The following is an 11,867-nucleotide window of genomic DNA, read 5'->3' as shown; positions in this document are numbered from 1 at the left end:
ATGAAAAAAAATATAGTAACCATCATAATCATCTTAGGAGCATTAGGCTTAATAGGCTATATCTTAATGAAAAACAAAGAGTCAAATGCTGAAAAAATTGCCATAGTTGCTGAGAAAAACGCTAGCATTTCTGTTAAAGTGGCTCAAGTAAAAATAGAAGAAGTGAATTTGGATTTTGTAGCCAATGGAAATTTTGAGCCCACTCAAGAATTGACCTTTTCAGCAGAGCACTCCGGAAAGGTAATTAAAGTTTTAGCCAAAGAAGGAGATCGCGTAAGTGTTGGACAAACTTTAGCTATAGTAAGAGGAGATGTTATCAATGTAAATGCACAAGCTGCAGAAGCAGCCTACATGAATGCGAAATCTGATTACAACCGTTTTGAGAATGCTTTCAAAACAGGCGGGGTAACTAAGCAACAATTAGATCAAGCCAAACTAGGATTATCTAACGCAGAGGCCAACTATAAGCAGGCCAAAATCTATGTAGGCGATACCCGAATAAAATCACCAATCAACGGCATCATCAATAAAAAGTACATCGAACCAGGTTCTATGCTTTCGGCCATGCCAGCAACAGCTTTGTATGACATTGTAAACGTTAGCAAATTAAAATTAAAAGTCACCGTTAGCGAAGGACAAGTAGCCAGCCTAAAAGTAGGTAATACTATTGGTGTAACAACCAGCGTATATCCTGACAAAGAATTTAGCGGCAAAATCACATTTATTGCAGCAAAAGCAGACAGTAATTTAAATTTCCCAGTTGAAATTGAAATTGCAAACAATGCCAATAACGATATCAAAGCGGGTATGTACGGAACTGCTTTATTTAAATCGGCACAACAAAAACAAACTATGACTATTGTACCAAGAAACGCCTTTGTTGGCAGTGTAAGCAGTAATCAAATATTTGTAGTCGAAAACGGATTGGCAAAACTAAAAACCGTAACTGCTGGAAGAATTTTAGGTGACAAAGTAGAAATCTTAAAGGGTTTGACCAATGGAGAAACAGTAATTACAACGGGTCAGATTAATTTACAAGACGGTAATTCAGTAGAAATTATTAAATAATTGATTGGAACGATCAAGAACCACTTACTATGAAATTAGCAGAAATATCCATAAAACGTCCGTCGTTAGTGATTGTATTGTTTACAATCCTAATTCTTGGTGGACTATTCAGTTACAGCCAATTAGGCTACGAATTGATTCCGAAATTTGAAACCAACGTAATCACCGTTTCTACAGTCTATCCTGGAGCTTCTCCGAGTGAAGTAGAAAACACCGTGACCAAAAAAGTTGAAGACGCTATTGCTTCACTCGAAAATATCAAGAAAATTGATTCCAAGTCGTATGAAAGCCTTTCTATTGTTTCCATCACACTAACCTCAAATGCTGATGTAGACATTTCGATGAATGATGCCCAACGAAAAATCAATGCCGTTTTAAGTGATTTACCAAAAGATGCTGATCCACCATCTTTAACAAAATTCTCTTTGAGTGATTTACCAATTATGACTATTGGTGCCAATGGAAAAATGGACGAAGCCGAATTTTATGATTTGATTGATAAAAAAATCGCACCTGTTTTATCGCGTGTAGAAGGCGTAGCACAAGTAAACATTATTGGTGGCCAAGAACGTGAAATACAAGTAAATCTTGACGCAGTAAAAATGCAAGGATACAATTTGTCTGTACCGCAAGTACAACAAATGATTTTAACATCCAACTTAGATTTCCCTACTGGAAACATCCAAACGCGTGAACAAAAGATATTAATTCGTTTAGCAGGTAAATACAAAAATGTTGAGGAATTAAGAAATCTAGTCATCTCATCACAAAACGGAATTCAAATTCGTTTAAAAGATATTGCTGATGTACAAGACACTCAAAAAATTGCCGAAAAAGTAGCTCGTGTTGATCAAAAAAGTGCGATCGTACTTCAAATTGTAAAACAATCCGATGCAAATGCTGTAGCGGTAAGTGAATTACTAGTAAAAACTATACAAAAGTTAGAAAGCGAATACAAAACCAATGCATTAAAATTAGAAATCGCCAAAGATAGTACGGTATTCACATTAGAAGCTGCAGATTCTGTAATTCACGATTTATTGATTGCGGTAATTTTAGTAGCCTTGGTAATGTTGTTCTTCTTGCACAGTGTAAGAAACTCATTGATCGTAATGGTTTCTATTCCGGCTTCTTTAATTGCTACTTTTATTGGAATTTATCTATTAGGCTATACACTAAACTTAATGAGTTTATTAGGTTTATCTCTTGTTGTGGGTATTCTGGTCGATGATGCCATCGTGGTTCTCGAAAATATTTATAGGCACATGGAAATGGGGAAAAACCGTGTTCGTGCAGCCTACGATGGAACCGCAGAAATTGGAGGAACAGTAACCTCAATTACATTAGTTATTGTAGTAGTATTTTTACCTATCGCTATGAGTACTGGTTTGGTATCTAATATTATTACGCAATTCTGTATGACAGTAGTTATCTCTACTTTGTTATCCCTTTTGGCTTCGTTTACAATCATTCCTTGGTTGTCTTCAAGATTTGGAAAATTAGAACATATTCAAGGAAATAACCTTTTCGGAAAAACGATTTTAGCTTTCGAAAGCATGCTTACCAGATTCACGAATTGGGTTACTGGAATTCTAGAGTGGTGTTTGAATAATTACATCAAAACCATTGGAGTCGTTTTAGTTCTATTTTTTGCCTCTACCATTGGATTATTAGGTGGTGGTTTTATTGGTGGTGAATTTTTTGCTTCATCTGATAGTGGAGAGTTTTTGGTACAAATAGAAATGCCAAAAGATGCTTCACTAGAACAAACCAACTTTATGACGCAAAAAGCTGAGGCTTATTTAAAAAATCAAGAATATGTAAAATCTCAAATTACAACTGTTGGACAAACCTCTGAAGGTATGGGAGCTTCTCAAGCTACTGCCTACAAAGCTGAGATTGACGTAAAAATGATTGATCAAAAAGATCGAAAAGACGACGCCTCAGTTTATGCTGCAAAAATCAAACGACAATTAGAAAAAGTCTTGGTGGGTTCAAAAGTAAAAACGGTACCTGTAGGGATTTTAGGAACTGCTGAAGATGCAAAACTTGGCCTTATTGTTACAGGGTCGAATGTAGAAAGTGCCATGAAATTTGCTAAACTGGCCGAAGCTGAGTTAAGAAAAATCCCAGGAACTACCGAAATCAAATTAACAGTTGAAGATGGAAATCCCGAAGTCAACGTTAAAGTAGATCGTGATAAAATGGCGGCTTTAGGCTTGACACTACAAACGGTAGGGTTAACCATGCAAACCGCGTACAGCGGTAATACCGATGGTAAATTTAGAGCTGGAGAATATGAATATGACATCAACATCAAGTATAATGCTTTCGATAGAAAAGACATTACCGATGTAAGTAACCTAATCTTTGTAAATAGCGCTGGTCAACAAATAAAATTGTCACAATTCGCTACCATTACAGAAGGTTCTGGACCAAGTCAATTAGAGCGTAGAGATAAAACAGCTTCAGTAACCGTTCAAGGACAAAACGTAGGGGTTCCTTCAGGAACTATCGTTACTCAATGGCAAGAAAGATTAGATAAATTAGAAAAACCTGTTGGGGTAAATTACATTTGGGGTGGTGATCAAGAAAATCAAAGTGAAGGTTTTGGAACTTTAGGAGTTGCTTTATTGGCTGCTATTATTTTGGTTTACCTGGTTATGGTAGGGCTGTATGACAGTTTTGTACATCCATTTGTGGTACTGTTTGCTATTCCGCTTTCGTTTATTGGAGCCATGCTAGCCTTAGCTTTGACAAACAATTCATTGAATATATTTACCATTTTGGGGATTATCATGTTGATTGGTTTGGTTTGTAAAAATGCCATTATGCTTGTCGATTATACCAACCAAAGAAGAGCTGCTGGCGAAACCATTCGTACGGCATTAATTCAAGCCAACCATGCTCGCTTACGTCCTATCTTGATGACTACCATTGCGATGGTTTTTGGTATGTTTCCAATTGCCTTAGCTTCTGGTGCCGGTGCGGAATGGAAAAATGGTTTAGCCTGGGTAATTATTGGTGGATTAATCAGTTCGTTGTTCTTGACTTTGATTATTGTTCCAGTGATTTATGAAATCATGGAGAAAATCATCCACAAGTTTAGTAAAGAAGAAAAAACGGATTATAATGCTTTAATGACCGAAGAGTATGTACACAAAGAATTGAGCGAAGATGGTATCAATCCAAAACATACGCTATAACCTCGTAACTTGAATTCCATTTACTACCTAATCTGTAAGAATTCATTCTGTACTTGTTAGGTATTATTCTAATCTAATAATAAAAAAACCTGCAAAGGCTGACTAAAGACTTTGCAGGTATACTTTCAAATCCTATTTATCTACAGATACCTTTTGTAAGGTAGCAATAATTCAGTTTGTTTTTAGTTCTTAATTTGTTTAACAAAAAAGGGCGTCTAATTTTTTTTAGACGCCCTTTTTTAAATTAACTAAAAAGAGAATTAATTCTTAACCGCGATTGCTTCTTGTTTCCAAGTTTTTACTGCTGCGATAGCATTATTGGAATAATCTACTTCGCTTAAGTTTACATCTTTCCAAAAAAACCATTTCCCTACTTTTACACCTTCTTTGTAAAATCCAGAAGCTTTTTTGGTTCCATCTTCATTATAAGAAACCCAGTACCCTTCTAACTTACCATTTTCGAAAAAGCCTTCTTGTTGTACTTGTCCATTATCATAGAAATAAGTAGCTTTTACTTTTTTTCCAAAAGGCTCCAAAACTGGCTTAGCGTCTTGCGCATATATCATTCCTGAGAACACCAATGCTAGTGTGATTAAAAATTTTTTCATATCGTTAGTTTTTAATGATTTATATTTTACTTTCTCAAAAGTATAAAATACTTTACATTAAAAAAACTTTTTGGTAACAATTTCATAACATTAGACAAAAGCTTAACATTGGAAATTTAAAATATAAAAAAAATCAGACATAAATGCCTGATTTTATTGTTTTTTACTATCCAAAAACTATTTTAAAATTGTATCCAATAATGCGGTTAACTCCTCAGAAGATGGTCGCGGCGCATCAGCTTTTACAATATTTCCATTTGGATCCACCAAAATAAACCTTGGAATACCCGTAATTTTATAGTCTTGCACAAACTTAGAATTCCAATCATTGTCTGCAAAAACTTGAACGCCTCCTAGCTCTTTTTCTTTGACCATCGTTTTCCATTTTTCTAAATCTTTTACTTTATCAATAGAAATACTAACAAAAACGATATTCTTGTCATGGTATTTTTCCTCTGCTTTTTTCAAAAAGGGTATTTCTTGACGACAAGGACCACACCAAGTTGCCCAAACATCAATATAAACATATTTACCTCTAAAGTCTTCCAGCTTCGTTTTTCCACCTTTATAATTGTCATATTCAAAAGTTGGAGAAGGTGAACCATTCAGTTTATTACTCTCAACTATTTGCTGATGGTATTGTTTTAAAGAAGCCAAATTCATATCGATACTTTGCTTTTGTAACGCAACAAACTCGGGATCTAATTTTTTACCTTCTAAACTAGCCAAATCAGCCGCTTTTTTCTCTTCGATACGTTTTGCAAAATCAACTTCGTTGGCTGCTAAAAGAGCATTGTAATCAAATTTAGATTCTGTAACAGTATTTTGCGCCAAGAAATTATTTTCAACTGCTCCCACTCCGGTGTAGACAATGGATTCATCAAATTGTTTGGCATCCATTTTTAATTTCAAGTTGAAATTATTCTTCAAATACAATTGTGTGTATTCTTTGCCATCAAATAACATATAGAAACCTTTTTCAACTGGAGCACTTCCTTTGAAAAGGCCTTTCTTATCAACCCCAATTTTTAAAAGTTCTTTTCCGTTGTTTCTATTTAAAATTCGAATCGTATCACTGTTTCGATTTGCAATTTCGGCTTGAAGGGTAAAAGCTTCTTTTTTTTGTGCCTGACTTCCGTGTATTCCCAAAGCCAAAAGAGCCACAATACATAGTTTTTTCATAAAGTTATTTTTTGTGTTAATGCATACCAAACATAGGAGTAAAAAAACAAGTAAAATAAAAAATTAACATATTTTTAAAAATGAAAAGGATGTTGCAAAGTTTTGGCGTTAATTTAATTTTTGTGTTTACTTTTGCAGTCTAAAATTTGGAACATGTATAGAAGTCATAATTGTGGCGAATTGAACGCCTCACATAGTAATCAAGAAGTAACGCTAGCGGGATGGGTTCAAAAATCTCGTGATAAAGGATTCATGAATTGGGTGGACCTAAGAGACCGTTATGGAATTACACAATTAATTTTTGACGAAAGTCGTACCGAAAAATCTGTTTTTGAATTAGCCAAAACCTTAGGAAGAGAATTTGTAATTCAGGTCAAAGGAACTGTAATTGAACGTGAAGCCAAAAACAAGAATATCCCAACAGGTGACATCGAAATTTTAGTAACAGAATTAACTATTCTGAATGCAGCTTTAACCCCTCCATTTACTATTGAAGATGAAACGGATGGTGGCGAAGACATTCGAATGAAATACCGTTACTTAGACATTCGAAGAAATCCAGTAAAAAACAGTTTACTTTTCCGTCACAAAGTAGCGATGGAAGTACGCAAATACCTTTCAGATTTAGATTTTTGCGAAGTAGAAACTCCATATTTAATCAAATCTACTCCAGAAGGCGCAAGAGATTTCGTAGTTCCTTCTCGAATGAATGAAGGACAATTTTATGCTTTACCTCAATCTCCACAAACCTTCAAGCAATTATTGATGGTAGGTGGAATGGATAAATATTTTCAGATTGTAAAATGTTTCCGTGACGAAGATTTGCGTGCCGACAGACAGCCTGAGTTTACACAAATCGATTGTGAAATGGCATTTGTAGAACAAGAAGACATTTTAAATGTATTTGAAGGACTTACACGTCATTTACTAAAAGAATTAAAAGGCATCGAAGTTGAGAAATTCCCAAGAATGACATACGAACATGCCATGAAAACCTACGGAAACGACAAACCAGACATTCGTTTTGGAATGGAGTTTGGCGAATTGAATGCTTTTGCACAACACAAAGAATTCCCTGTTTTCAATTCGGCAGAATTAGTAGTAGGTATTGCTGTTCCAGGTGCAGGAAACTATACTCGTAAAGAAATTGACGCTTTAATTGATTGGGCAAAACGTCCTCAAGTTGGCGCAAGCGGAATGGTCTATGTAAAATGTAACGAAGACGGGACTTACAAATCATCGGTAGATAAATTCTACGATCAAGACGATTTAAGCAATTGGGCAAAAACTACGGGTGCTAAAGCTGGTGATATGATTTTTGTCCTTTCTGGTCCTGCCGATAAAACAAGAGCACAACTTTCAGCATTACGAATGGAATTAGCTACACGCTTAGGATTAAGAAATCCAGCAGAATTTGCACCACTATGGGTAGTTGATTTCCCCTTATTAGAATTTGATGAAGAAAGCGGACGTTATCACGCCATGCATCACCCATTTACCTCGCCAAAACCAGAAGACTTACATTTGCTTGAAACCAATCCAGGAAAAGTAAGAGCCAATGCTTACGATATGGTTTTGAATGGAAATGAAATTGGTGGAGGATCTATCCGTATTCACGATAAAGCCACACAACAATTAATGTTTAAGTACTTAGGTTTCACTGAAGAAGAAGCCAAGGCACAGTTTGGATTCTTAATGGATGCGTTTCAATTTGGAGCTCCTCCTCACGGTGGTTTGGCCTTTGGATTGGATCGATTGGTAGCTATTTTGGGAGGACAAGAAACTATTCGCGATTTTATTGCTTTCCCAAAAAACAATTCTGGTAGAGACGTAATGATCGACGCGCCATCGACAATTGATGATTCTCAATTAAACGAATTACACATTCAATTAAATTCAAAATAATAGCTGAATAGACTGTATATCAATATTTTTGAAAAAAAAATATGACGGTTATCATTTTTGTATTATATTAAAGATTACATTTGTCGCATTATAAATTATTATTATTATTACAATGCGTACAGGTACAGTTAAATTTTTCAATGAATCTAAAGGTTACGGATTCATCACAGACGAAGAAACAGGAAAAGACATTTTTGTTCATGCATCAGGAATCAAAGCGGAAGAATTACGCGAAGGAGACCGAGTAAGTTATGAAGAAGAAGAAGGAAGAAAAGGTAAAGTTGCCGCTATGGTAACAGTAATTTAAGCTTAAAAATATCACAGTATTTTTTTGCAAAAAAGTAAAGCGTTTCGATTTATTTCGAAGCGCTTTTTTTTGTTCTATTTCAAAAAAATTTAAAAAATCATTTTTTTTATTTATAACCATTAAAAATTAGAACACATTAACAAACCTTTATAACTGAAAAAAAGCATTTCACTTGTGTTTTAATTCCTTGCAACCTATCTTTGTGGCTTGTTTAAGCAAGAAAAAAAACAACTATGCAAACCGAACAAATCAACTTCGTTCCGATCCTTATGCAATTACTTCTAGCCGTAGGATTTGTAACTGCAATCATCATTATTTCTGGTAAATTAGGACCAAAAAGAAATTCTGCCAACAAGGACAAAAACTTCGAGTGTGGTATTGAATCTGTGGGTAATGCAAGAATTCCTTTTTCTGTAAAATACTTTTTAGTAGCCATCCTTTTCGTTTTGTTTGATGTTGAGGTAATCTTTTTATATCCTTGGGCAATCAATTTCAGGGAGTTAGGTATCGAAGGTATGATAAAAATGATTATTTTTATGCTTTTGTTACTAGTTGGTTTTTTCTATATAATCAAGAAAAAAGCCCTTGAGTGGGAATAAATTACAGACAATAGAAATTGAACACTATATCAATTATGACAGATTCTAACACAAATATGGTTGCTCCTCCAGAAGGAGTTGTTGGTGAAGGTTTTTTTGCAACTAAACTAAACGATGTTGTAGGACTAGCAAGAGCCAATTCTTTATGGCCATTACCTTTTGCCACTTCTTGCTGCGGTATCGAATTTATGGCAACCATGGCTTCTCATTACGACTTAGCACGTTTTGGTTCTGAAAGAGTAAGTTTCTCTCCAAGACAAGCAGATATGTTGATGGTTATGGGAACTATTTCAAAAAAAATGGGTCCAATTTTACGTCAAGTATACGAACAAATGTCTGAACCAAGATGGGTTATTGCGGTTGGCGCTTGCGCCTCTTCTGGCGGAATCTTTGACACCTACTCTGTACTTCAAGGAATTGACAAAATAATACCTGTTGATGTTTACGTTCCAGGATGTCCTCCAAGACCAGAACAAATTGTTGATGGCGTAATGCAATTACAAGAACTTGTAAAAAACGAATCGGTTAGAAGACGAAGTTCACCAGAATATCAAGAATTATTAGCTTCTTATAATATCAAATAAAAGATGGCAATAGAAACAACCGAAATACAAGAAAAATTAGTAGCCAATTTTGGCACTGCTGTTTTTCAATTCAATCAAGATAGAGACATTTTTTCATTTGAAGTTTCCGCTGATGTAATCACTGCTGTGATTCTTTTCTTAAAAAATGACCCACAATTACGTTTTCACTTCTTAACCGATTTATGCGGAGTTCATTATCCAGACAATGAAGAAGAAAGACAATTTGCTGTAGTTTATCATATGCACAATTGGTATGAAAACAAACGTATCCGAATCAAAACTTTTTTGAACGGTGCACAACCAGAAGTAAAATCAATCGCTAACATATTTCTTTGTGCCAATTGGATGGAACGTGAAACCTATGATTTCTTTGGAATCAACTTCATTGGTCACCCTCAATTGAAACGAATTTTGAACATGGATGAAATGATTTCTTTTCCTATGCGAAAAGAATTCCCAATGGAAGACAGCGGAAGAACAGATAAAGATGACCGATTCTTTGGAAGAACACCTTCGAATTGCTAAAAAAAAGAACTTATAATTTTTCACATTAGATAAATGTCAGAACTATTATTACCACCAGAGCATCGCTATGCTAAAATAATCAAAGAGCGTCATAATGAAGACGGAAGTGAACTTTCGATTCTGAATTTAGGCCCTACCCACCCAGCTACTCACGGTATTTTTCAAAACATCTTATTGATGGATGGAGAAAAAATATTAGAAGCTGAACCTACCATCGGATACATCCATAGAGCATTCGAAAAAATAGCCGAAAATCGTCCGTTTTATCAAATTACGCCACTTACAGACCGTATGAACTATTGCTCATCACCTATCAACAATTTAGGATGGTGGATGACATTAGAAAAATTATTAGGCGTTGAAGTACCCAAAAGAGCACAATACTTAAGAGTTATTGTAATGGAATTGGCACGTATTGCCGACCACTTAATTTGTAACTCGATTTTAGGAGTTGACACCGGAGCCTATACAGGTTTCTTGTATGTATTTCAATTCCGTGAAAAAATATACGAAATCTACGAAGAAATTTGTGGTGCACGTTTAACTACCAATATGGGAAGAATTGGCGGTTTCGAAAGAGATTGGTCACCAGAAGCTTTCCGTAAATTAGATGTCTTCTTAGAAGAATTTCCAGTTGCTTGGAAAGAATTTGAAAACTTATTCGAAAGAAACAGAATCTTTATTGATAGAACCGTAAATGTAGGCGCTATTACTGCCGAAAATGCTTTAGCTTATGGATTTACTGGTCCAAATTTACGTGCTGCAGGTGTAGATTATGATGTTCGTGTGGCACAACCTTATTCTTCTTACGAAGACTTTGACTTTATTGTACCCGTAGGAAAATCAGGTGATACGTATGACCGTTTTTGTGTACGTAATGCCGAAGTTTGGGAAAGTTTAAGCATCATCAAACAAGCCTTAGCTAAAATGCCAGCTGGTAATGAATACCACGCTGATGTTCCTGAATACTACTTGCCTCCAAAAGAAGATGTATACACCACAATGGAATCTTTAATTTATCATTTCAAGATTGTTATGGGTGAAGTGCCAGTACCTGTTGGAGAAGTCTACCACCCAGTGGAAGGCGCTAATGGTGAAATTGGATTTTATTTAGTTTCAGACGGTAGTAGAACACCTTATCGTTTGCATTTCCGCAGACCTTGTTTCATTTATTATCAAGCCTATCCAGAAATGATCAAAGGCTCGATGTTATCAGACGCGATTGTAATATTATCAAGTTTAAATGTAATCGCCGGAGAATTAGACGCATAAAAAGTAAGATTGCAGAATGCAGATTTTAGATTAAAGATTGAAATATCTAAAATTTAAAATTTAATATCTAAAATTAAAAATGGAAAGAAAACAGTACGAACAAGCAATAAACATGACCGAAGCCTTGATGGAACGCATCAATGAATTGATCAGCCATTATCCTGAAGGCAAACAAAAATCGGCATTACTACCTGTTTTACACGAAGTTCAAGATGCACATGACAATTGGTTAAGCGTGGCTTTGATGGATAAAGTTGCAGAAATTCTGTCGATTAAACCAATTGAAGTCTATGAAGTGGTTTCTTTTTACACCATGTTCAACCAAAGACCAATTGGAAAATACATGTTCGAATTTTGCCAAACTTCGCCTTGTTGCTTGAATGGTATAGAAAATTTAATGGACTACACTTGTGAGAAACTTGGAGTTAAAGTAGGAGAACCTACAGCAGATGGCTTGTTCGAAGTAAGAGGAGTGGAATGCTTAGGAGCTTGTGGATATGCGCCAATGATGCAGTTAGGTGATTTCTACAAAGAACATTTGACTGAAGAGAAAATCGATCAAATCATTACGGATTGCCGAGATAATAAAATAATATTACACGATAAATAAG

The 11,867-nt window shown here is 35.3% G+C and carries 11 protein-coding genes; 9 read left to right on the top strand and 2 right to left on the bottom strand.

Features of this window, described 5'->3' with window-relative positions:
- Positions 1 to 1,068: an efflux RND transporter periplasmic adaptor subunit gene (locus FLB_RS07570; protein ID WP_064715358.1), complete on the top strand. Its 1,068-nt coding sequence runs from the start codon at positions 1 to 3 to the stop codon at positions 1,066 to 1,068.
- A 29-nt stretch (positions 1,069 to 1,097) separates the two neighbouring features.
- Complete coding sequence (locus tag FLB_RS07565; RefSeq protein ID WP_064715357.1) at positions 1,098 to 4,274, top strand: efflux RND transporter permease subunit; 3,177 nt, start codon at positions 1,098 to 1,100, stop codon at positions 4,272 to 4,274.
- A 260-nt stretch (positions 4,275 to 4,534) separates the two neighbouring features.
- Here FLB_RS07565 and FLB_RS07560 read toward each other — a convergent pair whose 3' ends face one another.
- The gene (locus FLB_RS07560; protein ID WP_064715356.1) at positions 4,535 to 4,882 is read right to left on the bottom strand and encodes a toxin-antitoxin system YwqK family antitoxin; all 348 of its coding nucleotides are present in this window, start codon (positions 4,880 to 4,882) and stop codon (positions 4,535 to 4,537) included.
- Positions 4,883 to 5,059: 177 nt separating this feature from the next.
- Positions 5,060 to 6,064, bottom strand: coding sequence for a TlpA family protein disulfide reductase (locus FLB_RS07555; RefSeq protein WP_064715355.1), 1,005 nt, complete (start codon positions 6,062 to 6,064; stop codon positions 5,060 to 5,062).
- A gap of 153 nt (positions 6,065 to 6,217) precedes the next feature.
- Here FLB_RS07555 and aspS point away from each other — a divergent pair, with 153 nt between their 5' ends.
- From aspS to nuoE, 7 genes are all read left to right on the top strand, one after another.
- Positions 6,218 to 7,969, top strand: a complete 1,752-nt coding sequence (aspS, locus tag FLB_RS07550; protein ID WP_064715354.1) for an aspartate--tRNA ligase — start codon at positions 6,218 to 6,220, stop codon at positions 7,967 to 7,969.
- Between the two features lie 112 nt (positions 7,970 to 8,081).
- The gene (locus FLB_RS07545) at positions 8,082 to 8,276 is read left to right on the top strand and encodes a cold-shock protein (RefSeq protein WP_064715353.1); all 195 of its coding nucleotides are present in this window, start codon (positions 8,082 to 8,084) and stop codon (positions 8,274 to 8,276) included.
- 233 nt (positions 8,277 to 8,509) lie between these two features.
- Entirely contained in the window at positions 8,510 to 8,875 is a 366-nt protein-coding gene (locus FLB_RS07540; RefSeq protein WP_064715352.1) for an NADH-quinone oxidoreductase subunit A, read from the top strand.
- 35 nt (positions 8,876 to 8,910) lie between these two features.
- Entirely contained in the window at positions 8,911 to 9,459 is a 549-nt protein-coding gene (locus FLB_RS07535; protein WP_064715351.1) for an NADH-quinone oxidoreductase subunit B, read from the top strand.
- Positions 9,460 to 9,462: 3 nt separating this feature from the next.
- Positions 9,463 to 9,984 (top strand): NADH-quinone oxidoreductase subunit C, encoded by a 522-nt coding sequence (locus FLB_RS07530; protein ID WP_064715350.1) that lies wholly within the window; start codon positions 9,463 to 9,465, stop codon positions 9,982 to 9,984.
- 33 nt (positions 9,985 to 10,017) lie between these two features.
- Entirely contained in the window at positions 10,018 to 11,256 is a 1,239-nt protein-coding gene (locus FLB_RS07525) for an NADH-quinone oxidoreductase subunit D (protein ID WP_064715349.1), read from the top strand.
- Between the two features lie 79 nt (positions 11,257 to 11,335).
- Positions 11,336 to 11,866 carry a complex I 24 kDa subunit family protein gene (gene nuoE / locus FLB_RS07520; protein ID WP_064715348.1) on the top strand — a complete coding sequence of 177 codons (531 nt, stop codon included), beginning with the start codon at positions 11,336 to 11,338 and terminating at the stop codon, positions 11,864 to 11,866.
- Position 11,867 lies beyond the last annotated feature (1 nt).

The organism is Flavobacterium succinicans (assembly GCF_001662485.1).
Classification (GTDB): Bacteria; Bacteroidota; Bacteroidia; order Flavobacteriales; family Flavobacteriaceae; genus Flavobacterium; species Flavobacterium succinicans_A.
This window is presented reverse-complemented; position numbering and strand designations above follow the sequence as displayed.